Origin of the sequence: Xanthomonas hydrangeae (assembly GCF_032697525.1) — a bacterium.
Lineage (GTDB): Bacteria > Pseudomonadota > Gammaproteobacteria > Xanthomonadales > Xanthomonadaceae > Xanthomonas > Xanthomonas hydrangeae.
This window is the reverse complement of the sequence record NZ_CP103836.1, coordinates 4,666,397-4,691,115: the sequence shown is the minus strand read 5'-3', so window position 1 is coordinate 4,691,115 and position 24,719 is coordinate 4,666,397. Positions and strand designations below refer to the sequence as shown.

The following is a 24,719-nucleotide window of genomic DNA, read 5'->3' as shown; positions in this document are numbered from 1 at the left end:
GACACAGCCATGCAGACCACGCCTACCCATCTGATCTTTGCCACCAACTTTTCCGAGACCTGCCACGCTGCCATCCCGACGGTGGCGCAATTGGTCGACCGCCTGCGCGCACGCCTGACCATCCTGCATGTGCATGCCAAGGGCAAGCGTGCGCAGGCGCAACAATCGCTGGACTCGTTCTTCGCCGAAGCATCCAATTACCCCAGCTGCGAACGTGCGCTGAGCAGCGGCCCGGCCGCGTCCGGCATCGTCTCGTTCTGCCGCAGCCGCAACGATGCGCTGCTGATCATGCCGCCCTCCGAACGCACCGGCCTGCCGCGGCCATTGCATGTCTCCCTGCGTGCGCGGGTGCTGCAGCGTGTGGCCACGCCCATGCTGACCCTGCCCTACGCCGAGGCGCTGCCGCGCGATGGCGCCGTGGGTGGGCATGTCGCCTGCTGGATCACCGGCCGCGAAACCAGCCTGGATTCCTTGCGCGATGCGGCGGCGCTGGCCCGTCGTCGCGGCGCCGACCTGCATCTGCTGCATGTGATGCCAGACATCAGCGAAGGCTTGCTGATGGACAGCCTGTTCAACGACCAACCCTTGACCGAATCGGCAGCCAGCCACTGGCTGAGCGAGCTTGCCGCGCAACTGCAGGACGACGACCTGCGTGTGCGCATCCACGTGGCAGTGGGCAACCCACGGCGCGAAATCGCCAGCTTGCTCAAACGCGCCCGCGCCGATGTACTGGTGGTCGAACACGATGCGGTGGTGCGTCGCGGTGTCTGGCGCTCCTCGCTGCATGCCGCATTGGCGAAGACGCCGTGCGTGTTGATCTGCCTGCCACCAGGCCGGCTGCGCGCTCCGGCATTGCGGGTCGCGGTGGGGCCGTCGCTTGAGGGGCAAGAGACTGGTCTGGCGAGCCGGCTGCTTGCACGCGTGCAGCGTCTTCAGCTACATGGGTGAGGATCGCAACACGGCAGCTGTTTTTGTGGTTCCAGACACGCCAATGCCCGGCTCCTTGCGGAACCGGGCATTGGCAGTGAGTCGCTGCGCCGCTTAGTTCGGTGAAGCGGGCGCCGAAGCGGGGGCCGCCTCAGGTGCGGGATTCGGCACGGCGTTGGGCGCGGCATCTGGCGTGACCCGCCAGATGGTATTGGCCAGGTCGTCAGCAACGATCAGCGCACCACGTGGGTCGACGGTGACACCGACCGGACGGCCGCGGGTCAGGCCATCGTCGCCGTGGAAGCCGGAGACGAAGTCGATCGCATCGCCTGCCGGGCGGCCATCGCGGAAGGGGACGAACACCACCTTGTAGCCGACCGGCGGGTCGCGGTTCCAACTGCCGTGTTCGCCAACGAACACACCGTCGGCAAACTGCGTGCCCATCGCCGCAGATGAAAATGCAACGCCGAGTGCGGCCACATGCGAGCCCAATGCGTAATCGGGAACGATGGCCGAAGCGACCTTTTGCGGATCCTGCGGCATCACCCGTGTGTCCACATGCTTGCCCCAATAGCTGTAAGGCCAGCCGTAGAAGCCGCCTTCGCGCACCGAGGTCAGATAATCGGGAACCAGGTTAGGGCCGATTTCATCGCGCTCGTTCACCACGGCCCACAACGTGCCACTGCCCGGCTGGATCGCCAGTGCAGTGGGGTTGCGGATGCCGGTCGCATAGGGCTTGTGCGCACCGGTTGCCGGATCCACCTGCCAGACCTGCGCACGATCGATCTCCGCCGCCATGCCGCGCTCGGTGATGTTGCTGTTGGAGCCGATCGCCACGTAGAGATAACGCCCGTCGGCACTGGCGGTCAGCGCCTTGGTCCAGTGATGGTTGATGGCCGAGGGCAAGTCGGTGACCTTGGCCGGCGCGCCGCTCGCCTTGGTCTGCCCTTCGCGATAATCGAAACGCACCAGGGCATCCTGGTTGGCGACATAGAGCGCGTCGCCGATCAGCGCGAGCCCGTAAGGCGCGTTGAGGTTTTCAGCGAATACCGTCTTCAGTTCATAGGTGCCGTCGCCATTGGCATCGCGCAACAAAGTCAGCCGGTTGCCGCTCTTAACCGATGTATTGCCCTTGGCCTTGATCGCGCCGGCAATCACGTCCTTGGGCTTGAGATTGGGCGCACCGCCGCCGCGACCTTCGGCCACCAGAATGTCGCCATTGGGCAACACCAGTGTCTGGCGCGGAATGCCCAAGTCGGTGGCGATCGCAGCGATGCGGTAGCCGGCTGGCACGGTCGGACGCCGGTCGTCCCACGCGGTGGGCTTGGCGATGGTCATGTCGGGCATCAGGCCGCGGTCCGGTTCGGGCAGCTCCGGATTGGCACCACGCTGATTGAGCTCGGGCGCCTTGTTGCAGGCGGCCAGTGCTGCAGCGAGCACGGACACTGCAATGATCGTGACGGTTTGACGCTTCATCGTGCACCTCCTACGCGCAGGCCGGACAATCCCGCCCAGGTTGCGACCAACGCAAACACGGTTGCGATCGCTGAAAACACCAGTGCCGCCGGCATCACTGCCCAGGCGTCACGCGCATGATGCAAGGCATCGAAAAAGCCCACGATCCACGCCGCGCCGAGCGCGATGATGTAGATGACGTTGCGGCTTCCACGCGCGAATCCGACGATCGCGCACACCAGCGCAATGCTGGTCAGCACCATCGCCGCGACCAGCAGCCAGGAGGCAAAGTTGCTCCACTGGACCTGGTAAGTGCTCCAGTAAGCGTAGTCGCTCAGTAGCGCGCCGAGAAAAAGTGGCCACACGCCACCGAGCACGGCGGCATGGAATGGATGGATTGCCCAGGACCGGGCGGGAAGCGCAGTTGAATTCATGGCGGACTCATTGGGGGCGAGGTCTGGACGTGGCTTGATGCTGCCAGCTGGCGTGTGATGAGGAGCGCAATGTAGATGCTAGCGGCTGGCATCCTTGTTGGTCTGGGCACGCGCAAGCGCGCTTGCCGCTGCGATGAGCTCCGGCAGTTCCTGCCGGAAGGAATCTGCGTATCCGGGCAACAGGGTCGCCTTGAAGCTCGCGTGGTCGAACACCGGCCTGTCCTGCAGGTACGCGGTCTCCCGGCCTTGCAGGACAAAGTTGAAGCAGGCACGCCAGCGCGGATCCGGGTTGCTGGACAGATGCACTTCGATGAGACTGCTAGCATCGCTCGCGGTGTTCTTGGGTGCAGCGGAAAATGCGCGCACCGAAATCTGGCTACTGCTGTTCATGCGCGCCATGATCGTCTGTGGACCGTCGCGGTATTGTGAGTCGATGGCAGCTCACGCTTTGCGTGTCGGTTGGATTGCTTTCGGAACGCCATTTAGTTGATCAATTTCTAACCGCCACCGCTGGCTGTATCGCGTAACAAGCCCGGCAATGAAATCGTTCCGCTGCTTTATGAATCCTTTTATCCAAGAGCGACCTGTGCAATATGCGATCTGCCGTGTTTAAAGCTTCATTGCAAACAGCAGCAATGAATCTCGTTGATTGCTTGCAAGTTGCAAAGTTATCGCCCAATCTGGAATCGACAACTTCTTGCTGGGCAAGCCTTACTGGTTCAAGCCGCTCAATGCAGGCACTGAGGTGTGTATGGAGCTCACCATGATCCGGAACATCGGTCACTTCCGATTGACGGCGCACACGGCGCCGGCAGGTGCCTTGTACGCTCCGGAAATTCTTGTCTCTTTCGAAGATGGCATCACCCTGCGCGGTTATAAACCGCCGGATGTCAGATTCGATACCCAACTTGCTGCGAGGCATTACGCCAGGCAATGGATGGGCAGATGCAAGCTCTCGGCATCGGGCATTCTTGAAGACAGCTGACATGCCTGGGCTATTCGGGGCGCCGCACCGATCAATGAAGACTTACCAGGCCAACGGAGACTTGCCAGGCGCCGTTTTGCAGACCAAAGCTCGCCCACGAGGGACCTGGCATGCTCTGCCGCCACGCGTGCCAGACCATGCGCATTGACGAATCTGACGCGCCCATCCAACGAAATTTCCTTGATGGAATCCAGCGAGAGTTCGACCACTTGCCGGCAGCGATGATCGGGGAAATCTTGCGTCGTGTTCATCGTGCTCAAATTGATCACATGCCTTTCGCGTAGGAAACGTAGTGTGGTGCGCGCATCCTCAGAACACCTGCTTTATGGAATTCAAGAACGAAAAACTGATCCTCGTGGTCGACGACGATGTTGACACCCTTGAGGTCGCTGCGCTGTTGCTGTCGGATATTGGATATGCGGTTGTGACTGCTGTAGACGCCCAGGAAGCGCTCGAACATATCGACAACCATCCGGGCATCGACCTGCTCTTTACCGACCTTCAGATGCCGGGCCTGCTGGACGGCTATGGTCTCATCTCCTACCTGCGCTCCAATGGCAACAATGTGCCAGCCATCCTCACCTCCGGTCTGGGCCGCTCGCCCAACGGGTTGCCCGAGCGCACTATCTTCCTGAGCAAACCCTACACGCGCCGTGGTCTGGTGCAGCAGATCGAGGCGTTCGTAGGTCACTAGAACGGTCACTAGAAACAGGGCGGCTGCAGCGCGGCCCCAATTGCACGGCCCGCTTCACAGCGATGTCATCGGTTGAGCGCCTCACACGCTTTGCACCACTTGCTGCTTAGCTTCCTTGCGATGAGCGCACGCATTACATCCAACGATTCAGTTTTTTCTTCGCCTGACGATATCGCCGCAAAGAACGGACTCAACCAATCAATGCTGCAACGTTGGTTGCGCGATCACCCTGTGCTCCCTTTACCAGGGCGCGGCCGAACTGCCGAACGCTGGCAGCTGCTCGCCGATATCGCTGCAGAAGACCTGTGTGTCGCCAAGTTTCTGGAAGCGCATTACGACGCGCAGGCCATCTGCGCCGATCTGGCTGTCGATGTCATCGAACCTGGGCAGCGCTGGGCTGTGTGGGCGGCGGAGCCACCGGGTTCAGACATGCGATTTACCGGCAGTACGCTCGAAGGAACCAAGGCGTGGTGCTCTGGCGCGGCCCAGGTCACGCACGCATTGGTGACCACGCAGCATGCCGGTGCCAGCTGTCTGTTTGCGGTGGCCTTGAATCAACCCGGTGTGCAGATCGATGCAAGTGGCTGGCAGGCGATCGGCATGCGCGACATCGAGACCGCCAATGTCACCTTCACCAGGGTTCCCGCGCAGCAGGTTGGAGCGAGCGATGCATATCTGACACGGCCAGGGTTCTGGCATGGTGGCGCCGGCATTGCCGCATGCTGGTTTGGCGCAACCATCGCTGTTGCCGATGTGCTGCGCACAGCGTCTCGGGTACGCCGCGATCCGCACGCCGCCGCGCACCTGGGTGCCATCGACGCAGGCTTGGCCGCTGCTGGCGCGTTGTTGCATCAGCTTGCGCAAGGGATCGACGCACAACCGCGGGATCCGCACACGCGCAGCGTGCTGCAGGTACGCAGTGTTGTCGAGGCGGTGGCGCGCGACACGCTCGATCGGGTCGGCCGTGCCCTGGGCCCGGGTCCGCTTTGCGGCGACCGCGTGCATGCACAGCGCTGCGCCGACTTGTCGGTCTTCATCCGACAACACCACGGTGAGCGCGATCTGCAAGCCTTGGGTGAGCTCTGCCATCAACAGGATCTCTCATGGAAGATTTGACCGGCCAGCCAATCGAAGGTGCAGGCACACCCGAGTCGGTGTGGCGCGATGCAGCGTGTCTGAGCGGTATGCCGCGCAGCTCGCTATCGCAATTGCTGCAAGGCAGCCCTCGGCTGGTCGTGGTCGCACCCCACCCAGACGATGAAGTGCTTGGCTGCGGTGGGCTCATCGCAGCTGCACGCGCAGCTGGTGTATCTGTGCTGATCATTGCGCTCACCGATGGCGAGCTGGCGTATCCCGACGAACCGGGCTGGGCGCCGCATGTGCTTGGCCCTGCGCGTCGGCTGGAGCTGGACGCAGCCGTTCGACATCTGGGTCTGTTGCCAGGGGCGTTGATCCATCTTGCATTGGGTGACGGCGCACTGGCTGCGTGCGAGGCGCGCATTGCAGGGGCCGTGGGCGGCTTGCTCGATGCAAACGATACGGTGCTGGTGACCTGGCAGCGCGACGGCCATCCCGATCACGAAGCCGCATCGCGCGCCACCAGGGCTGCCTGCGACACCCATGGTGCGCGCTTGCTGCAATACCCGGTCTGGGCCTGGCATTGGTCGCAACCCGACGATGGCGTCTTTACCGACGAGCATGCGATCCGATTCGAGTTGTCTCCTACGGTGATGCAAGCAAAGCGGCAGGCCATCCAGTGTTTCGCAACGCAGATCGGTCAGTGCACGCCGGCTGTTGCGGCGCCGATCCTGCCATTGCACGTGTTGGAACGGTTCGATCGCTCTTTTGAGGTGTTCATCCGATGACGGCCTTGAGCGTCGCGCACTTTGAGCAGCTGTATGCCGACGACGACCCGTTCGGCTATCGCTCGCGTTGGTACGAGCAGCGCAAACGCGAGATCCTGCTCGGCACCCTGCCCTATCGGCGCTTTGCAAAAGGCTGGGAATTTGGATGTTCCAATGGAGAACTCACTGCCGCACTCGGGCAACGCTGCGACGCGTTGCTGGCCACCGATCTCTCTCAGCAGGCGGTGGACTTGGCAAGTGCGCGCGTCGAACCGATGCGCCATGTGACCCTGCAACAGGCGACGCATCCTGCGGATTGGCCGGATGGCAACTTCGATCTGATCGTGTTCAGCGAGGTCGGTTATTACCTGGAAGATGCCGCATTCGAAAAAACCGCTGCACTGTTTGCTCGATCGCTCAGCGAGCGCGGTTGCCTTGTGGCCTGTCACTGGCGTCACGACTTCCAGGGCGCGCTGCGCAGTGCAAAGCAGGTGCATGAAGGCTTGCACGATGCATTGGCGCTGGAAACGCTGTGCACGTATCAAGACCCTGATTTCGTTTTGCAGGCGTGGATGGCCGGACCGTCGATTGCGCAACAGGAGCGCCTGCGATGATTGCGGTGACCATTCCGGCGCATAACGAAGCAGCGCTGATTGGGCAGTGTCTACAATCCATCTTGGTGGCGGCCCGGCATCCGCAGTTGTATGGCGAGCGCGTGGAAATCCATGTCGCGCTCGACCGCTGCACCGACCTCACCGGCAGCATTGCCCGTTCGCATGGCGCCATGACGCTCAAGACCAGCGGCGGCGTCGGCATTGCGCGTGCGGCAGCGGCTTCTGCGGCAATCTCCCGCGGTGCGCGCTGGCTTGCCTTCACCGATGCCGACACCCGCGTGCCACCGGACTGGTTGTCGGCCCAGCTTGGCTGTGCGGCCGATGTGTTCTGCGGCGTCGTGGAGGTTGGCGATTGGCGCGACTTTCGGCCGGAGACGCGCAAAGCCTTCATGGACACGGAAATCCGCCGTGACGGCCATCCGCATGTGCACGGTGCCAACCTGGGCATGAGCGCAGCCGCCTATCTGGCCGCCGGCGGTTTTTCCACGCGCACCTCCAGCGAAGACGTCGCCCTGGTCTGCGCACTGGAAAACGCCGGCATGCACATCGCGCGCCTGGTCACCCCGGTCGTCAACACCAGCGCCCGCCGCGACGCCCGCGCCACCGGCGGATTCAGCGATTACCTGATCCGTCTGGAAGCCGCCGTCATGGCGATGAGCCCTGCGCCCAGCAAGAACGCGTAGCAAAACAGCCATCGGTTCAACAGCGACACGTGATCGAGCAACGACAGATCGGACATGCACGCCCAGGTCCTGTGGTCTGCACGATCGTCATTCATGACAGGCTGCTGCCAATCATCGGTGGGGGTAAAATGCACCCATTGGACGCAAAGCCCGGCCCTGATGAAGAAAACCGAAGACACGCCTGAAGGTGCACGACTGCGTGAGCTGCATGGCGCGCTGCTTGAGATCGTTGGCGTCATGAACCAGCCGCAGCGCGATGCAGCGATGATTCTGGAAGCCGGGATCTCCCTGGAGCGCGCGCAATTCCCGTTGCTGGTATTGGTGGAACGGTTCGGACCGATCGGCGTGGTCGAACTTGCCGATCGCGTGGGTCGCGACTACACCACCGTCAGCCGGCAAATTGCAAAGCTGGAAGAACAAGGCCTGGTCAGCCGGCGCGAGAGCGCTGCCGACCGTCGTGTGCGCGAGGCGGTGATCACCAGGAAGGGAAAGACGATGACCAACAAGGTGGATGAAGCGCGCAAGAAAATCGGGTTCGCCATCTTTTCCGAATGGGAAGAGCGCGATCTCGATGCACTGGTGCGGCTGATGCGCAAGTTTGCGGACGATCTCAAACGCGGCGTTCCATAAGACGCCCAGTCATCTCTGCGACCTGAAGGACAGTGCGCGGGAGCTTCACACTTGTCGATTCGAATGATCATATCAACTCGAATTCGGCATGCTCTGCCGCAACAACACCTGCCGTGTGCAGGTAGTCGGTGATGCGCTGCGTTGCCTCGATACTGCCGGTAAGGGCAACGTAGCCATCCGGTCGCACCAGCACCAGATCGCCTGCTGCTAGCCCATAGGGGGGTTCAGCCGACATACGTGTAAAAATAGCTCACAAGATCGGATTTCATCCATTACATCAGTGAGTTAGCGGATATTTTGGCGCAACAAAACTAAACGACCAATGCCAGTTCAGTCTCATACGGTTCCGGCACCTCCTCAACATCAATCAGGTAATCCCCGAAGCGCTTCACATGGCTGGTCACGTACGGGCTGAGGAAAGCCACGTCCTCGCGCGTGATCTTCCACCCCTGCCGCATCAGAGACTTCATGATCCGGGTCTGTTCGACCACGTTGTAGAAGATGACGGCATTGGAAACCAGGTCGTTGTACTTGACGGCTTTCTCCTGCTCGACAGGGTCATTGTCGGCAATCACCCCTTCCCCGCCGAAGAAGAAATACTTTGCGAAGCCATTGTAGGCCTCCACCTTATTGGTCGAGGCTGTGATCTGTTCGCGCAACTCGCGGTTGGAGATGTACTGCAGCAGGAACAAGGTGCGCACGGCCGAGCCGAGCGCCTTGAAGGCCTGGTACAGCCGGTTCTTGCGGCTGTAGTTGCCTAGCTTACGCATCAGCGTCGAGGCCGCGATCTTGCCGGTCTTGATCTAGAGCACGACTTGCATCAGGTCTTTCCAGTGGGTCTCGATCAGATCCCAGTCGACAGTGTCCCGGAACAGCGCGTCGATGTGTTCGTAACGAATGTCCTCATCGGGGCGGAAGAACTTGTATTCGCGCCAGTTGCGGATGCGCGGCATCAGCTGGATGCCCAGCAGATGTGAAAGGCCGAACACCGGCAGCGACTGCCCCTGCGTGTCGGCGTGGACGGTGTCAGGCTGGATGTCGGAGGTGTTCTTCAGCAGGCCATCGATGATGTAGACCGCCTCCCACACACCGCATGGAATGAAGTGGCTGAACAGCGCGACGTACGTATCGGACACGTGGTGGTAGGCGATGCCGCCGTAGCCGCCATAGCGGATGTGGTACGAGGCGAGCAGATTCTGGTCGTAGAGGTCGTATTTGGTGCCATCGGCGGCCGCGCTCTTGCCATCGCCCCAGCATTTGGGGAGCTGCAGGCCGGCGTAGCTGTTGATGATGTCCCGACAGGCCGCCGCCAGTTTGTTGGCATCCACGTGCCGACGGTTGACGAACGACAGCATGTGCGCCGAGACGGCGCCACGCAGGTGTCGGGCAGCCTGGGCCGGTCCGAGGTTGCAACCATAGGTGAAGGCGGTGAGGACGTAGCGCTCGGTCGGCTGCTCGATCTTGGCGTCCGAGCCGGACAGAGGACCGAAGTGCCGGGGCCAGCGCGTCCAGTGGGCCACATCGCACAGGATCTCGATGACGCTGCGTTCGCGCATGCGGTCTAGGACGGCGGTTTCCAGGGCACGGGCCCCGCAGCTCATCTCCTTGGCCTTGCTGCGCTTGAGTACCGGAATGCCATCCTCGCCGATGACCACTTGGCCATTCTCAAGATAGCCCTGATCGGTCAGCTCGGCGACCTGCGTCAGGCGCGATTGCAAGGCATTGACGAAGCCCACGGCCGTAGCCGGCAGCCCCACCTGCTTGCAGTAATCCTTCAACATAGGTTCGCAGTGGTCCCACGGAAGCAACTGCTCGCGGTAGTCGGCGTAGGTTTCCGATCCGCGCACAGCCACGTCGCCCGATTTCAGTTCGTTGGCCAGCGATGAGAACACACAAACCTCGAACAGACGCCGGTGGATGCGCTCCTCGCCTCGTTCGGTGCGATGGACGATGGTCTTGCGCCAAAGCTGGGTGGTGAACGCCAGATCGACCGCTTCGTCCAACCAATCGCTGCGGGTTCGTTCCTGCGTCAGGATCAGCTCGATCGCGTCGATCAGCGAGCGGTCCTCCGTGGTCGAGGACAAGTCCAGCCTACGCACCATCCGCACGATGGTGGAGCGGTGACTTTTATAGAACGGCCACAGCAGCGGCAAGTGATTGTCGCCACTATGCGCCGCAATGGCGTTGCAGTCGGCCTGCAACGTCTGCACGCCACCATGGGCGTTGACCAGGCGGCGGATTTCACGCCCCGCCTCGGTGTCGCCGCGATGATGGTCGAGGACGCGGACCACATCCGACATCGTCGCCACGATCGCTTCGGTCTTCTCGCGATAGCGCGCCCTCAGCCGCTCCAGTTCCTCTCGGCCCCGGTTGTGGATGTTCCCCATGCGTTTGATGAACATCTCCGCGAGATCGTCGCGCGTCTGGACCCGGGCCCGGTGGATCAAGCACACCAGTACGGCGTAGCGCTTGGCGGGCCGAAACTTGCGCAGCTCGGAAGCATCCAATGCCCGCGCCTCGGCAGCGAAGTGCTTGCGCTTGACCTCCGGGATGCCTGCCAGGTGCAACTCGCTGCCGACCAATTCGTCCAGTTCGGCGATATGGTCGATCAACTCCTGGAAATGCTGCAGCGAAGAGCGCTTGGGCAGGCGCTTGATCGCGTGCAGCGGGCTCTTCTGACGCCCCTGTTCGACCTGCAGGAGGCCTTCCAGGCGCTGTTTTTCGTCGATGGTCAGTCGAGCCTCGATCTGGGCGAAATAGCGTCCGTTGACCAGCGTGCGGATGCGCCTGGTCAGGCGATCCAGTGTGGAGAACGCCGGCAGCTCGACGCGATCACGCACGAGCTGTTCGATGGCTACATTGATCAGGTCCGCCGGGTTATCCATCACCGCAGCGGCTTCGTATACCGCGCGTGCCGCAATCTTCAGCCCGCCGTCGCTGTAGGCCCGGACCTGCAGGAATTGTCGGATCCGGCGGTAGTAGCGATAGCGCGAGGCGTTGGCAAGATTCGCTGGCTTGACCTGCACGCGCAGTTTCAGCGCGCTGCGGATGTGGCGCACCACCGCCGGCGGGACTTCGTCCAGCATGGGGAAGTACCCCAGCCGTTGGAAGGTCTTGAGCAGGATCGTCAGCGTCAGGCGGTGCGCAGGCTGCCGGGTGTACTCGGCAACGAAGGCCACCTCAGCGTCGGTTGGCGTGTAGGCCGCAACCAGTTCGCGCACGACCGGGTTGCGCTTGAATTGCGGGTATGCGGTCCGTTCGATCGACGCCATCCAGCCCCTCAGGTCGTTGCAGGCCTTGGCAGCGCGGGCGCTTCCGGCAGACTGGCTTCGATGCGCTGGCGGGCGAACGGATCGGCCCCGTCGATGTAGCGCATCGCCGACTGCACGTCTCGCCAGCCGACGTACTCCATCAGCGCCTTGACGTCCCAGCCGTTGGCGTTGGCCCAGCCAGCGAAGCCGCGGCACAGCGAGTGGCCGCTGTAGTCGTTGGGAGAGCTCAGCCCCGCCTCGCGGAAGATCCGCCGTAGCAGACGCACCAGGCTGTTGGGGTGGAGCGACGCGGCGGCAATCCCGCCCCACTGGTTGACCGCGCGAAACAGTGGCCCCTCGTGGAGGGCGGCTGCCGCGACCCAGGCCATGGTGGCAGCGACCGGGCACCAGCGCGACAGCGCCGGGACCTTGTAGGTGGCGCCGGCGTGCTGGCGATCGCTCTTGCTGTGCGGCAGGAAGCAGGTCATGCCTTCGCCCGGCACCAGGCGCAGGTGGTTCACCTGGAGGCGGGTGAGTTCATCGCCGCGGAAGCCGCGCCAGAAGCCGAGCAGCAGCAAGGCGCGATCGCGCAGATGCCGCAGTTCTGCGGTGCGATCGCCCCGAGAGTGGGCCAAAGCCGCAGCGTCTTCCAGCCATGTCGTGACCTGGCCCAGCTGGGTCAGTTGCAGGGGCGTGGCGCGTTTTTCGACGCTCGGGTGCAGGGCCTGGATACCCTTGAGCACTTGGCGCACCACCGGTGCCCGGGTCGGATCGACAAAGCCGTGCACCTGGTGCCACTGCGCCAGTGCTGCGAGCCGGTGCCTGAGTGTGTTGAGCGCGAGTCGCCCGGCGTAGGCGGCCAAGTAGCGCGCCACCTGCTCCGCGGTCGCCGGCAGATGACCACCCCAATCGACCTCGAAGTGACGGGTTGCCCCTGCATACGCGCGCTCGGTGTTGGCACGGGTTGCCGCTTCCAGATACTGCTTGACCGAGCTCACCGCCTCACTCCGAAACACCGTTTCGTACGGCCGCAGGGCGACTGTAGCCGAAGATTCCAGATAAGGCGGGATAATTCAACATTATTCCGCGTGAGATCACGGCCCGCAGCTGGTCCGTCTAACACGTTGAGTAGTACGTAAATACATGGTATGTAATACGTTACGAAATACGTGGAGTGACGGATGGCAAGGTCCGGGTTGTACAAAAGCGATGTGCAGCGTGCCCGCGATCGCCTGCGCGCCACGGGCACGCATCCGTCCGTGGACGCGGTCCGGGTGGCGCTGGGCAACACGGGGTCCAAGACCACCATCCACCGTTATCTGAGAGAGTTAGAAGAGGAGGAAGGGCAAGGCGTTGGCGCGAAGATGGCCGTGAGCGACGCACTCCAAGACCTCGTCGCCCGCCTCGCCGAGCGGTTGCACGCCGAGGCCGATACGGTCGTGGCGCAGGCCCAGGCGCGCTTCCAGGCGCAGCTCCAGGAGCGCATCCAAGCGCTGGAGCAGGCCCGGCAAGAGGCTGACTCACTCACGACGCAGCTGCAGCGCTGCGAGACAGCACTGCAGGCCGAGCGCGAGGCGGGCGACGCCGCCAGGGGCGAGGTGGCCAGCCGCACCACCGAACTGGCCCAACTGCAGGAGCGGATCGCAGGCCTCACGGCACGACTGGCGGAGCACGAACGTCATGTCCACTCGCTGGAGCACAAGCACGAACACGCCAGGGAAGCCCTGGAGCACTACCGCACCTCGGTCAAGGACCAGCGTGAGCAGGAACAGCTTCGGCACGCGCACCAAGTGCAGGAGTTGCAGGTTGCCCTGCGGCAGGCCAACGAGGCCTTGACCGCCAAGAACCACGATCTGATGCAGCTCAACCGCGACAATGGCCAGTGGCTGGAGCGCCAGACCCGCCTGGAGCGGGACCTGGCGCAGGCACGCCAGCAGGCCGACGCCCAGCAACGCGAGCGCGACGCGCTGCGCCTGACGGCCGCCGAGCACCAAGCCCTGCAGGTGCGCTGGACCCAAGATGTCCAGGCGCTGGAAGGTGTGCGCGCCGAACTGGCTGCGGCGCGGACCGAGCTGGTCGAAGAGCGCCAGCGCCGGGAACACGCCGAGGCGGACACCTTGCGCACCACAGTACGTCTGGGCACGCTGGAACAGTTACTGGAACAACTGCGGTTGCCGCGCCCCGTTGGCGAACCCGAAAACGCCATCGCAGCCGGTGCAATGCCGGCAGGCAGATGATCGGCCGCTTGTCGAAGGCTCCGGAATCCCCCCGTGTCAATGCTTCGGCCTCCCAACCAGGACTTCGGTGAGGCGAAACGAGTCGGAGCGCTCCCCCGGCAAACTTGCTTCTACAGTCACTGTAGGAGATCGACATGGGTCTATGCAGTTCAAAGCCGAGCGCAGCGTCGGCTCAGTGCTTTGCAGCCGGTTGCTAAAGGCAATCGCTTCCTGCCAACCCTCGGACAGCTTGGGCGTGGGTGTCAAGCTGGGATCGGACGCGGGTCAAATTATATTAAGTATATTCCATAAAAATGAAAAAATTCTTTAGCTCCATCAGTAGATCATCAAGATCACAACATAGCAACTCATCAAACCACAATCAAATGCCCGCCTCGGGGTCTTCAACCCGAGATTATGCGTCGGATAATCTAAATCCTGGGAGCGCTTTTGATTGCTTGCCATCAAAGCCGCGAAGGAAAGCAAAGCAGTTGCAGGATTCGATTGAACAACACAGTGGGCGCATGAACGAATCACTTGAGTTTTATGCCAAAGCAGTAGTTGGCAGATTACTCTGCAATGAGCAGCCAACCGAACAGATAACACTCCTTGACATTAATAATTTAGAAAAAATTATATCTCCGTATAATCGTAAATATGAATATCTCAACCTAAGATCATTTGACGGGCGGAAAGATTTCGTTGACTCGGTGAGCTCCTGGAGAACCCCAGGAATTTGCTTCAGGGGAGTAATGCGAATAGGTGAAAGTGATGACCTCCATCACATTGCTTTGGATGTCAGAAACCATGACGACGGTCATACTACCGTCATTGCGCTAGAGCCCGCCATGGCGACAGCTCGAGGAAATTTGAATGGTTATAAGGAGCTCCAGAAAAATTTGAAGGCGTACTTGGGAGACAAAGTGAGCTTTGCGGTAATTGAGGCCGGAGCTCAAAAATCGACAGTAGACTGCATTATTTTCTCACTTAACTATGCGCTCCGAGCTTACTATAATAGGGATACCTTTACTGATTGGCATAATGACTTAAAGAACACCGGGACAATTGATAATAAATACCCTCCACCTCAAAATCTCATATTCCTGGAATATGAGAACCTGTGTATTCTTAATGGGATGGAGTTGCTCCCCGCAAGTTTTTATAAACATGCTCATGCAAACAGCACTTTAGGTGAATTGGAGAGTGTACGGCCAGGAATATCATCTAGTAGCCTAGGCGAAGGCGAGTCACTTGAAGATCGCATGGAAAGTTTTCGAGTGAACCGCGAGGAGCGGTCTTATAGCAGTTCCATCGAGTTGTCTAGAGCAAGGAAGATCCGTAAGGCAATAGAGTCTTAAAAGGATGGTCTAATTGAGGGTTGGCAGGGATTGGTGTAAAAAACAGTCAAAACCTGGGCCGGCCGTCTCGCAACCCATCCCCAGGCGTCGGGGATGTGGTGCGGCATGGGTGAGCCTGTCGGTTGCAGCTTGTCCACGGGGGCGGCCAACGGCTGCAGTTTGATGAGGTGGTGACGTCCACCTAGTCAAGACGCGGTGGGCAAGCGGGCCCAAACATGCCGCCTTGGGTCAGGCGAACAGCTGCTTAATGGCGTCCACCGACAGATCGCGTTTGGTGCCGGTGTTGAGGACCAGCCGACTAATGATCTTATCCAGGATAACCGGGCGCGCTGCCTGAATTCTTTGTCGTCCAGTCCGTCCAGCAGGAAGATCCTCCCGGTGATCGCATAGACGAGGTTCTGCGGGCCGGTGCCGCCGTATCCCCAGCCGTAACCGCCTTCGTATTCAAACAGGTCTAGGAGTGTGGGCAGCAGCTCGGCGAAGCTATTTCGCATGATCTGCGACGCCGTCATGGGTAAACACTGGAGCAGCTACTGGCGCAGCTTAAACCTGATCAGGCCGCTGCCGACGAGGCGTCAGGCGGAAAGGGACGGGCCGTGGATCTGACAATCTCATGTTTTTTCACAAAAGAAATCGGATTCCACGCAGTGGCGCGCCTGCCAGGCGATAGGGCTTTTGCGTAGCCGGGCGGTAGAGCATTTGCTTGTCAGGGCGGTATGCAATTGCTATTGCATCGCCCGGGCGCATCCGTTAGGCTAGCCTCACCACTCCTCCCTTGTCGCCTCATTCAGTTGGGTAACGGCTTGGGACGAAAAAACCGCCGCAAGGCGGTTTTTTCATGTCTGCAGGAATCTCCTCGTGACAACTGACAAAGCGACTGCCGTCTACATCGATGGCTACAACTTGTACTACGGGCGCATCCGTGGGACCGCATTTAAGTGGCTCGATGTTGTTGCTCTGTTTGATCGCCTCCTGCACGACCAAGATCCAACAACCCGTCTGCTGCACGTCCGGTATTTCACAGCGCCGGCGCTGGGCAGGTTTGCGACCCACAAGCAGGCATCGGAAACGCAAGCAACTTACCTGCGTGCGTTAGCACACACCCACCCACAACGATTCACCACGACGCTGGGCAAGCATAGCTGGGACAAAGGGGGAACTCTTCTGCCCGAGTTTGTCAGCGGCCAACCTTATGATCGAGCGCGCCGGGTCCGGGTCTGGAAGCTAGAAGAGAAGCAGACCGATGTGAATCTGGCGCTTGCCATGTATCGCGATGCTGCGTCTGCGCGCTATCAGCACCTGGTTGTCTGCTCCAACGATAGCGATATCGAGCCGGTCCTTGCGGCTATCCGCGAGGACTTCCCAATGATCGTCTTGGGCGTGGTCACGCCTCGCAAACCGCCTGTCGATGGTGTGGCGGACAGAAGAGTAAGCACCTCGCTTTCGAGCCGAGCTGACTGGACACGTCAGTATATTTTGAATGCCGAACTCGCGGGCGCTCAGCTTCCCGAACGAGTCCGGAAGCCCGGCAGGTCAATCGATAAGCCTGGCCACTGGTAAGTCCTACTCGGGTTAACCCAACAGTCGTGTCACCAGTCGTCAGGGGAGTCCGACACCGAAATGGAAAAATCGGCCTTTAGATTCAATAGTTTAGAGAGGTTTCGGCCCCGCACGTAATGATTCCCTGCCGAACATCGGTCCGGGCTGTACAAAAGCGATGTGCAACGCGCCCGCGATCGCCTGCGCGCCACGGGCACGCATCCGTCCGTCGACGCGGTCCGGGTAGCGCTCGGCAATACGGGGTCCAAGACCACCATCCACCGTTATCTGAGAGAGTTAGAAGAGGAGGAAGGGCAAGGCGTTGGCGCGAAGATGGCCGTGAGCGACGCGCTTCAAGACCTCATCGCCCGCCTCGCCGAGCGGTTGCACGCCGAGGCTGACACGGTCGTGGCGCAAGCCCAGGCGCGCTTCCAGGCGCAGCTCCAGGAGCGTACCCAAGCGCTGGAGCAGGCGCGACACGAGGCTGACTCACTCAGCACGCAGCTGCAGCGCACAGAGATAGCACTGCAGGCCGAACGCGAGGCGAGCGACGCCGCCAGGAGCGAGGTGGCCAGCCGCACTACCGAACTGGCCCAACTGCAGGAGCGGATCGCGGGCCTCACGGCGCGATTGGTGGAGCACGAACGTCATGCCCAGTCGCTGGAGCACAAGCACGAACACGCCAGGGAAGCCCTGGAGCACTACCGCACCTCGGTCAAGGACCAGCGTGAGCAGGAACAACGCCGGCACGAGCATCAGGTACAGGAACTGCAGGTTGCCCTACGGCAGACCAACGAGGCGCTGACCGTCAAGAACCACGACCTGATGCAGCTCAACCGGGAGAACGGCCAGTGGCTGGAACGCCAGACCCGCCTGGAGCGGGAACTGGCGCAGGCACGCCAGCAGGCCGACGCCCAGCAACGCGAGCGCGACGCGCTGCGACTGACGGCCGTCGAGCACCAAGCCCTGCAGGTGCGCTGGACCCAAGATGTCCAGGCGCTGGAAGGTGTGCGCGCCGAACTGGCTGCGGCGCGGACCGAGCTGGTCGAAGAGCGCTAGCGCCGGGAACACGCCGAGGCGGACACCTTGCGGGCTACGGTGCGCCTGAGCACGCTGGAACAGTTACTGTCGCAACTGCGGCCACCGCGCCCCGTTGGCGAACCCGAAAACGCCATCGCAGCCGGTGCAATGCCGGCAGGCAGATGATCAGCCGTTTGATGACGGCCCGGCAATCCCCCGTGTCAATGGTTAGCCGTCACAGTTATGACTTCGTTGCACCAACGAAAGAAGGATAGTTTAACGCAGTTACTTCATGTCAGGCAGCAACCAGATGCTTTATGAACTGAGTTGAATTGTCATTTAGAATGACGGCCCCGAGCAGCGCTTCTGAATTTCGGTTGGCGCATGTCTCATTGAATTCTACGGGTATTCCTTCATTTTCAAAAAGACATCCCAGCGTCTCTGCAGTGCTCACTGAGAAATCACCGACTCGATCTCCGCCATACATTGCGACGCGCATAGTCAGGCCCTTGGCCTTGACATCATGTATGTAATCACGAATGGATGCTATAACATTTTCCGGCATGAGTTCTTGGTGATTAAGAGGCAGGAGATGAAATACTCGAACCTGCGCGCCGGGCATGCGTTCGCCTGTGTAATGATCGATTCTTTCCGCAGCGCATGCGACCGCAATGCAGGCAGTCATATTATCGGTGACCACTGGCATGTTTACTTGGCTTGTTCCAGCGCTGTAAAGGTGACGTGTTCCTTGATGGTTAGGAGTCAGACCGTTGAATCCTGCTACCTTGACCGTGGTGGAACTATCTATCTCAAAGCTATAATTCGGGTCCGCATCGAGATCAGAAACACGAACTTTTGGGTAGCTTTTTACACGAATCCCTGCCGACCGTCTTCCGGCTTACAACCCTGTTAGAGAATTTTTAAAGGAGACGAACAGTTGCCTGCGGGAAAGACGCGAGTCTCCGGATGTCCCTTCTGACACCTCCACGGGAGAGAAGATGCGCTGCAACTTGGCCGGCTCGATCTTGGACAGGAAATAAGGGCCCCACACCGTCAATTCGTGGTTTTCCGCCAGATTGATCCTGCTCGCCGGCTGGTCTGTAATGGTGACGAATTGCGCGAAGCGATCGCCGCCGGCGCTGCCGGCACGCTCGCCAGTGGCTGCCCTGTCTTGATTCCAGTGCGGGTGATGCATGAAAAAGGGCATGGACTGGATCGGATCCAGCGTGCGAGTGAACTGGCGCAGCGTGAATTGCAATGCGCTGCGCTCCGATGTCAGGCTGTCCCTGTAGCGCCTCACGATGCCCGCTTGCCCCAGCCGTGGCGGGTTGAAGGCATACACGCTGACCTTGCCACTGGCCCCGGCCGCACGCAGAAAGTGCGCGATATCGAAGCCGGCGACCATGGCCCCTGACGCGCCCAAGCTATGTCCCGTCAATGACATCAATAATGCCTTGCCGCTGTCCCGCGCCAAGTTCGAGTAGCGTATCAGCACGTCCTTCATGATGGCTCCTTCGGCGCGCGGCAGCTGAGCTTCGGAGTGCCACCATTCCTGCCAGCCTGCGCCCACCTTGCCCAACGTGGGAAGGCGTTCGTCCAATATGTTGACGTGCGGCTGGGCGATCTGGCTTCTCATGTCGCACAGCAGATCGTTGGTCGCATCCAAGCGAGTGCCGGAGAAGCCCAGCACCACCATGATCGCGTCGTCCGTCGCACCCTCCCACAATTTCAACCGCGGCGTGGACATCGGCGCATCAAGATGGAGCCCGCCGATGTCGGCCACCGTCGCCAGATCGGCCGTGTAGGATTCGCCCGCGCATGCGCGCATGCATTCGAGGACAACACGGCAGTGCATCTCCCATTGCTCATCCTGCCTGGACGACTGTGCCGATACACCATCCACCTGTGCAATCGCACTGGCGAGATCGGAGGTTTGGGCATCTATCTGCAGCAGAGGCACGTGACATGATCGCTCTGCCTTTGCCACGATCGACTGCAGCGTCTTGCGTATGCGTTTGACCGGCGCAGCATTGAGGCCGGCGAACGCCCCCGCGCTGTCGCGCACCTGACAGGGGGAAGCGGTAACGGACATAGGCGCACCGACGTCGGCGACGACCGTCTTCGCGTGCGGAAGACTTAGCAAAGACATTGACGCAGTTCGCATCTCGTCAGATTCCAAATGAGTCCTCAGGGATTAGACCTCGCAAAGGCGATCAACTGAAACGTCTGCGGCGGATCTGCTCGCGTTCCTCTGCGGTCAGATCATCAATGTGGATGTAGTGGACGCCTAGACCGCGCGGTGCGCTCAGAAGCTGCGATTCGCTCTCGTCCTGGCTATGGTCGGGCGAAGAGATCAGCCCAACGATCGTTCCATGCGGGGCCACCCGCCATAGGGCCACGCGCTGGAAGACGCGTGGCTCATCGGCCTCGGCAGCTTGTGAATAGGTGGCGTACCAACCATCGGCAGGCAGGTAGCGATAAGAGCCGTAGTCGTTCATAGCGTCTCTGGGCGATGCGGGATGACGCTCTGATTGTCGATATGCGCCGGTAAGCGGGATGCGGGAGTTTCTGATTTGGCGCTGCAGCTACGCACCGGGTCATCTGGGCTTCGCTGCTGCGGGAAGGGTTTCGCGCACTACGCGCAGTGCACCGGATGGGCTGCGAGAGCTAACAGCTATCTGTGGCGGGGCGTTGGGACGGCCAAGCCGCACCTGAGCGGTCGGCGCTGGCACCCTGCTCGCAATGCCATTGCTAGCGTGCTACACCCAGTTCACAGGGAACGTCTGCAGCACATCAACCCGTAAGGCTGATTCGACGTCGCCATGGATACCACTGGTTGGCAGGGATTCGTGCAAAAAACAGCCAAAAGTGGGATAACTTGCTGTTAGTAAAGAATTTTTTCGCAGATTCCTGCCGGCCCTCAATCCCGGCAGCGTGTACTGCCGAATAGTCCTTGCGTGCTCTGCTGTGAAGCAGGCGGCATCCGTCTATTACCCACCCTGCGACCACTGGCCTCGCACAGTCGCCGCAAGACAGTTGCAGCGTGCCGAACCTCGAAAGGGACGAGGTAGTGGATGAGCGATGGAAGCGCCGTTTTATCTGGCAACTTCATGTTTTCACAAAAGAAATTGGATTCTGCGATTCATTTTTACACGTATGTCGGCTGAACCCCATAGGCACGTTCGATCTGCTGGCCCGGATCCTGCAGATCGCCGTCGCTACCGATCGCATAGCTGCGAACACCCGGATAACGCGGCAGCGTGTGTGCAGCGATCTGGTAAGCCAACAACGTCCAGTGCGGTCCCTTGAACAGCTCGAACAGGCGCGTTGCCTGCCCTGCCGCGCCAAGCAAGGGTGCATCCGGTGCGCGCGAACCGGAGGCGATCGCGGTCGTAGAGGTGGTCGGCCACACCAATGCAGAGGCGTCGTAGTGCAGGTCCAACTGCTGCGTCTGCCGACCGCGGTGCAAGTCGCCCTGTTTGGCTGCGTCGAGCAGCTTGACCGACAGGCCCAGCATTGCGGCAGCGATTGGGCGGCGTTCCTGCTCGTAGCTGTCGAGCGGGCTCTCGGACGCACCGCGCACTACCGCGGCCAGTTTCCAGCCCAGGTTGTAGGCATCCTGCACGCTGGTGTTGAGCCCCTGCCCGCCGGTCGGTGGATGGATATGTGCGGCATCGCCCGCCAGCAGAATGCGTCCGACGCGATAGCGGTCGGCCAGGCGTGCGTTCATCGCATATGCCGATGCCCACAGAACACCTGCTCGACGCGGATGGCGGTGTCGCCGATGCGCGCGGCGATCATCGCGTTGAGGCCGCCGACTGACAGATCGATGTCGCCTTCCAGCGGCACCGGTGCCTGGATCTGGAACCAATCGGTCCCGGTCAGCGGGCAGAACGAAATCTGGGTTTGCATCGACGCCTGGTTGAAGCGGTGCCAATACGCCCGATCCAGACCACGGATGACCACGTCGGCCACGATTGCGCGCACGCCCAGCGTCTTTCCGGGGAAATCGATCGCGAGTGCCTGCCGCACAAAGCTGCGGCCGCCATCGGTTGCCACCAGGTAGCGGCTGCGGATCATTTGCGCGCCGCCGCCATCGCGCAGCTGCACGCTCACGCCGGTGGCGTCCTGCTCCAGGCCGACGAGTTCGCACGCATAGTGCGGGGCATGCCCGAACTCGGTGAGACGCTCGCGTAACACGTGCTCGGTCAGGAATTGCGGAGCCATCAATGGCTGCGCAAACGGCTCGGTCATGGTTGGCTCCGCACGATCGGGTGCGGCGTCCGTGTAGCTGCCGTCCTGAGCATAGCTACGCTCAGGCGGATACGGGCCGCCCACGGCTGCCAGGCGGTTTGCAATGCCCAGGTCTTCAAAGATCTCCAGCGTTCTCGGTTGGATGCCCTTGCCGCGCGAGCCACCGAACGGCTCGCTGATCTTGTCGATCAAACGGAACTGGATGCCCCGGCGCGCCAGTTCCAGCGCCAGGATCAGCCCGGCTGCGCCGGCGCCGCAGATCAGCACATCGAGGTCTTTGTCGTCGTTCATGGCCATCCATATATGTGCAATATGCACTTAATTTGGCGGCAGCTTAGGCCGATCGAAAAAAGAGTGCAAGTAGCACATATTCAGCCGGCGCTGCCGGCTTGGCCCGGCCGGTGCGTAAGACCCGCGCTCCCCATCCTTTTCAGTCGCGTTCGCCGCGCAGAACCGACTGCAGAAAGCTGACGACCTGGGCGGAATGACCCCGCGTGGCGAGTTCGGCTGCCGTCTCACCTCCCAGCTCGCGAATCGGGTCGTGATGAAACCAGGCGGCCGCTTCGGCAACAGGAACAATCTTCAGCGCCAACGTCAGGATCGTCGCCTTATCTCGCATATGGCGGTATCGGCGATGAAGACGACAGGCAACTACAGAAAGCGGTCATGGCGACTCCATAGGCGAAGCATCGTGGTGGCAAGCAAGACGGCATAGGACGCAGTGCGATTGCGCTGCACGTTGCCACGCCGAGGTCGGTGGAACGTCGCAAGCGCCGCTGCTGCACTGCCGACATTTGGCCGACATGCATGACGCACGCTGCTGCCGCGCCATCGCTCCCTGCTCGACCGCGGGTCGGCACAACGGCGGCGCTGCCCTCTCCCACTGAAGCCTCCCCATGACGCATTCCCGTTTCGTTCTCGCCACGCTGTTGGCACTGCCCTCCCTCGCTTCAGCGCAGACCACACCGCAAGCGGACCCGTCGCTGGCCGAACAATCGCCTTATCGCTGGGGCCTGGGCCTGGGCGCGATTGCCTCGGATAGCCCGTTCGCCGGTGAGGGAACGCGGATCAACCCGGTGCCATTGATCCTGTTCGAGGGCGAGCGGGTGTTCTTGCGCGGTATCACCGGCGGATACCACATCATCAAAGGCGAGACCTTTAGCCTGGATGCGATTGCCGCGCTACGCATGGACGGTGTGGCGGCAGACGATCTGGGTAGCGAGGAATTGGCGCGCAACGGCATCGATCGCGCGTTGCTGGAAGATCGCGACGACAGTCTGGACCTGGGTCTGGTCGGCACATGGGAAGGCGCGGCAGGCGAATTCGAGTTCACGGCCAAAGCCGACGTGACCGGCACCAGCGAAGGCTACGAATTGACCGCACGTTACGGCTATCCCATCACTGTGGGACGCGGCCGGTTGACGCCCAGCATCAGCGTCAGCCATCTCTCCAAGGACATGGCCAATTACTACTACGGCACGCTGGACGAAGAAGTCGCGCGCGGTGTGGTGGATTACAAGCCGGATTCGGCCACCGTGCCGACCGTGGGTGTCACTTACGTGCGACCGATCGGCAAGCGCTGGCAGTTCATGACGCGCCTGCAATACAGCGTGTTGCCCAGCAAGCTCAGCGACAGCCCGCTGCTCGAACCCGATACCGACGGCGTCGGCACGGTGTTGATCGGTTTTTCCAGGGGCTTTTGATGACACCGGGCCATGCCGCCGCCATGCAGCGGCAATGTAAGCGATGCCTGCGCGCGAGCGCAGCATGATCGCCTGGACCTTGCTGTGCCTGGTGGCGAGCTGGATCGCAGCGATGACCTACGTCTACCGGTATCGCGGTCGAGCGCGCTATGCCAGCCTGAAGCAATATCTGCGCAAGAGCTGGCCGGTGTTCGCCTTGCCCAACGTGATTCTCTACGCGTTTACCAAACGCGCGGCACGTGGTCCGTTCGTTGCGTTGGATGCCTATCCAGCGCTGGCAACGCTTGCGCAGCATTGGGAAGTGATGCGCGATGAAGCATTGGTCATCCAGGCAGGCGGCAGTTTCGAGGAGGCGCGCCGGGAAGGCTCGGTCGCCTCGTTCGATGTGGGATTTCGCACGTTCTACAAATATGGCTGGAGCCGCTACTACCTACGTTGGTATGGCTATACGCATGCTTCGGCACGTTCCAGCTGCCCGAAGACGCTGCAGATCCTGGCGCAGTATCCGCAGGTCAAGGCGGCGATGTTTGCGATCCTGCCGCCGCACTCCGGGCTCACACCGCATGCCGACCCATTGGGCTGCTCGTTGCGCTACCACCTGGGCCTGGCCACGCCCAATGCCGCGCAATGCTTCATCGACGTCGATGGCCAGACGCGTGCGTGGCGCGATGGCGAGGCTTTCATCTTCGACGAAACCTATCTGCATTTCGTCCGCAACGACACCGACGCGCCACGCCTGATTTTGATGTGCGACGTTGCCAGGCCGATGCGCTGGCCGGGACGGCTGTTTAACCTGCTGTACTCACAGCTCGCGCGCGCCGCAATGACCCCCAACGACACCCGCGACAAGCGCGGCCCGGCGAGTGCGTTGTTCACCTGGATCAGCCCGCTGATGGCACGTGGAAAACAGCTGCGTGCGCGTCATCGGCCGACTTACAACGCGATCAAGTGGGCAATCAATCTGCTATTGGTCGGCATTGCACTGGCAAGCCTGGCCGGCGTGATCGGCGTCGGGCGTTGGCTGCTGCATGTTTGATCATCCCCCTGCCCTGCTGTTGTCGATCGGCCGCCTGTTACGCGAGCTGGTCGACTGCATGGACGCGATGCTGCGT

22 protein-coding genes and 5 pseudogenes are annotated in these 24,719 nt (G+C 61.2%); 14 read left to right on the top strand and 13 right to left on the bottom strand.

The window, feature by feature from the left end; all coding sequences use genetic code 11:
• Positions 1-9: 9 nt before the first annotated feature.
• Positions 10-948: a universal stress protein gene (locus NYR97_RS19785; protein ID WP_316695371.1), complete on the top strand. Its 939-nt coding sequence runs from the start codon at positions 10-12 to the stop codon at positions 946-948.
• Positions 949-1,041: 93 nt separating this feature from the next.
• Here NYR97_RS19785 and NYR97_RS19780 read toward each other — a convergent pair whose 3' ends face one another.
• From NYR97_RS19780 to NYR97_RS19770, 3 genes are all read right to left on the bottom strand, one after another.
• Positions 1,042-2,403: a PQQ-dependent sugar dehydrogenase gene (locus tag NYR97_RS19780; RefSeq protein WP_316695370.1), complete on the bottom strand. Its 1,362-nt coding sequence runs from the start codon at positions 2,401-2,403 to the stop codon at positions 1,042-1,044.
• Entirely contained in the window at positions 2,400-2,816 is a 417-nt protein-coding gene (locus tag NYR97_RS19775) for a hypothetical protein (protein ID WP_205391460.1), read from the bottom strand. The genes NYR97_RS19780 and NYR97_RS19775 overlap by 4 nt, the downstream gene beginning before the upstream one ends.
• A gap of 78 nt (positions 2,817-2,894) precedes the next feature.
• Complete coding sequence (locus tag NYR97_RS19770; RefSeq protein ID WP_316695369.1) at positions 2,895-3,206, bottom strand: hypothetical protein; 312 nt, start codon at positions 3,204-3,206, stop codon at positions 2,895-2,897.
• Positions 3,207-3,513: 307 nt separating this feature from the next.
• Between NYR97_RS19770 and NYR97_RS19765 the strand changes: the two genes are divergently transcribed.
• Entirely contained in the window at positions 3,514-3,801 is a 288-nt protein-coding gene (locus NYR97_RS19765) for a hypothetical protein (RefSeq protein ID WP_316695368.1), read from the top strand.
• Here NYR97_RS19765 and NYR97_RS22480 read toward each other — a convergent pair.
• A pseudogene (locus NYR97_RS22480) lies at positions 3,786-4,052 on the bottom strand (hypothetical protein); the annotation flags it as partial. The gene NYR97_RS19765 and the pseudogene NYR97_RS22480 sit on opposite strands and share 16 nt — an antisense overlap.
• A 74-nt stretch (positions 4,053-4,126) precedes the next feature.
• Here NYR97_RS22480 and NYR97_RS19755 point away from each other — a divergent pair.
• The 6 genes from NYR97_RS19755 to NYR97_RS19730 all read left to right on the top strand — a co-directional run bounded on the left by NYR97_RS19755 (position 4,127) and on the right by NYR97_RS19730 (position 8,266).
• Complete coding sequence (locus NYR97_RS19755; RefSeq protein WP_006448791.1) at positions 4,127-4,495, top strand: response regulator; 369 nt, start codon at positions 4,127-4,129, stop codon at positions 4,493-4,495.
• A gap of 120 nt (positions 4,496-4,615) precedes the next feature.
• A complete protein-coding gene (locus NYR97_RS19750) occupies positions 4,616-5,611 on the top strand; it encodes an acyl-CoA dehydrogenase (protein ID WP_316695365.1) in 996 nt (331 codons plus the stop codon).
• On the top strand, positions 5,599-6,360 hold the full coding sequence (locus NYR97_RS19745; protein WP_316695364.1) for a PIG-L deacetylase family protein: 762 nt from the start codon (positions 5,599-5,601) through the stop codon (positions 6,358-6,360). Before NYR97_RS19750 ends, NYR97_RS19745 begins: the two co-directional genes overlap by 13 nt.
• Complete coding sequence (locus tag NYR97_RS19740; protein ID WP_316695363.1) at positions 6,357-6,953, top strand: class I SAM-dependent DNA methyltransferase; 597 nt, start codon at positions 6,357-6,359, stop codon at positions 6,951-6,953. Before NYR97_RS19745 ends, NYR97_RS19740 begins: the two co-directional genes overlap by 4 nt.
• A complete protein-coding gene (locus NYR97_RS19735; RefSeq protein WP_316695361.1) occupies positions 6,950-7,636 on the top strand; it encodes a glycosyltransferase family 2 protein in 687 nt (228 codons plus the stop codon). Before NYR97_RS19740 ends, NYR97_RS19735 begins: the two co-directional genes overlap by 4 nt.
• A gap of 54 nt (positions 7,637-7,690) precedes the next feature.
• Positions 7,691-8,266, top strand: a complete 576-nt coding sequence (locus NYR97_RS19730) for a MarR family winged helix-turn-helix transcriptional regulator (RefSeq protein ID WP_316695359.1) — start codon at positions 7,691-7,693, stop codon at positions 8,264-8,266.
• 67 nt (positions 8,267-8,333) lie between these two features.
• Here the strand turns inward: NYR97_RS19730 and NYR97_RS19725 are convergent, their stop codons facing one another.
• The 3 genes and pseudogenes from NYR97_RS19725 to NYR97_RS19715 all read right to left on the bottom strand — a co-directional run.
• A complete protein-coding gene (locus NYR97_RS19725; RefSeq protein WP_316695358.1) occupies positions 8,334-8,501 on the bottom strand; it encodes a hypothetical protein in 168 nt (55 codons plus the stop codon).
• Positions 8,502-8,577: 76 nt separating this feature from the next.
• Positions 8,578-11,538, bottom strand: a pseudogene (locus NYR97_RS19720) (Tn3 family transposase).
• 20 nt (positions 11,539-11,558) lie between these two features.
• Positions 11,559-12,515 (bottom strand): annotated as a pseudogene (locus tag NYR97_RS19715) (tyrosine-type recombinase/integrase); the annotation flags it as partial.
• A gap of 183 nt (positions 12,516-12,698) precedes the next feature.
• On the opposite strand from NYR97_RS19715, the gene NYR97_RS19710 reads away from it, so the two are divergent.
• The gene (locus tag NYR97_RS19710) at positions 12,699-13,754 is read left to right on the top strand and encodes a DNA-binding protein (protein WP_316695357.1); all 1,056 of its coding nucleotides are present in this window, start codon (positions 12,699-12,701) and stop codon (positions 13,752-13,754) included.
• A gap of 503 nt (positions 13,755-14,257) precedes the next feature.
• Complete coding sequence (locus NYR97_RS19705; RefSeq protein ID WP_316695356.1) at positions 14,258-15,091, top strand: YopJ family acetyltransferase; 834 nt, start codon at positions 14,258-14,260, stop codon at positions 15,089-15,091.
• 185 nt (positions 15,092-15,276) lie between these two features.
• On the opposite strand, the gene NYR97_RS19700 is transcribed toward NYR97_RS19705, so the two are convergent.
• Positions 15,277-15,603, bottom strand: a complete 327-nt coding sequence (locus NYR97_RS19700) for a hypothetical protein (protein ID WP_316695355.1) — start codon at positions 15,601-15,603, stop codon at positions 15,277-15,279.
• 346 nt (positions 15,604-15,949) lie between these two features.
• Between NYR97_RS19700 and NYR97_RS19695 the strand changes: the two genes are divergently transcribed.
• Both NYR97_RS19695 and NYR97_RS19690 read left to right on the top strand, forming a co-directional pair.
• A complete protein-coding gene (locus NYR97_RS19695; protein ID WP_316695354.1) occupies positions 15,950-16,651 on the top strand; it encodes an NYN domain-containing protein in 702 nt (233 codons plus the stop codon).
• A 144-nt stretch (positions 16,652-16,795) separates the two neighbouring features.
• A pseudogene (locus NYR97_RS19690) lies at positions 16,796-17,836 on the top strand (DNA-binding protein).
• Between the two features lie 109 nt (positions 17,837-17,945).
• Here the strand turns inward: NYR97_RS19690 and xopAF are convergent.
• From xopAF to NYR97_RS19665, 5 genes and pseudogenes are all read right to left on the bottom strand, one after another.
• Positions 17,946-18,458, bottom strand: coding sequence for a XopAF/AvrXv3 family type III secretion system effector (gene xopAF / locus NYR97_RS19685; RefSeq protein ID WP_316698387.1), 513 nt, complete (start codon positions 18,456-18,458; stop codon positions 17,946-17,948).
• A 90-nt stretch (positions 18,459-18,548) separates the two neighbouring features.
• Positions 18,549-19,799: a XopAP family type III secretion system effector gene (gene xopAP, locus NYR97_RS19680; protein ID WP_316695353.1), complete on the bottom strand. Its 1,251-nt coding sequence runs from the start codon at positions 19,797-19,799 to the stop codon at positions 18,549-18,551.
• 64 nt (positions 19,800-19,863) lie between these two features.
• Entirely contained in the window at positions 19,864-20,148 is a 285-nt protein-coding gene (locus NYR97_RS19675; RefSeq protein ID WP_316695352.1) for a hypothetical protein, read from the bottom strand.
• A 1,004-nt stretch (positions 20,149-21,152) separates the two neighbouring features.
• Positions 21,153-22,201, bottom strand: a pseudogene (locus NYR97_RS19670) (FAD-dependent monooxygenase); the annotation flags it as partial.
• A 133-nt stretch (positions 22,202-22,334) separates the two neighbouring features.
• Entirely contained in the window at positions 22,335-22,496 is a 162-nt protein-coding gene (locus tag NYR97_RS19665; protein WP_316695351.1) for a hypothetical protein, read from the bottom strand.
• A gap of 304 nt (positions 22,497-22,800) precedes the next feature.
• Here NYR97_RS19665 and NYR97_RS19660 point away from each other — a divergent pair, with 304 nt between their 5' ends.
• Both NYR97_RS19660 and NYR97_RS19655 read left to right on the top strand, forming a co-directional pair.
• Positions 22,801-23,607 (top strand): MipA/OmpV family protein, encoded by an 807-nt coding sequence (locus NYR97_RS19660; protein ID WP_316695350.1) that lies wholly within the window; start codon positions 22,801-22,803, stop codon positions 23,605-23,607.
• A 64-nt stretch (positions 23,608-23,671) separates the two neighbouring features.
• Entirely contained in the window at positions 23,672-24,643 is a 972-nt protein-coding gene (locus tag NYR97_RS19655) for an aspartyl/asparaginyl beta-hydroxylase domain-containing protein (RefSeq protein ID WP_316695349.1), read from the top strand.
• Positions 24,644-24,719 lie beyond the last annotated feature (76 nt).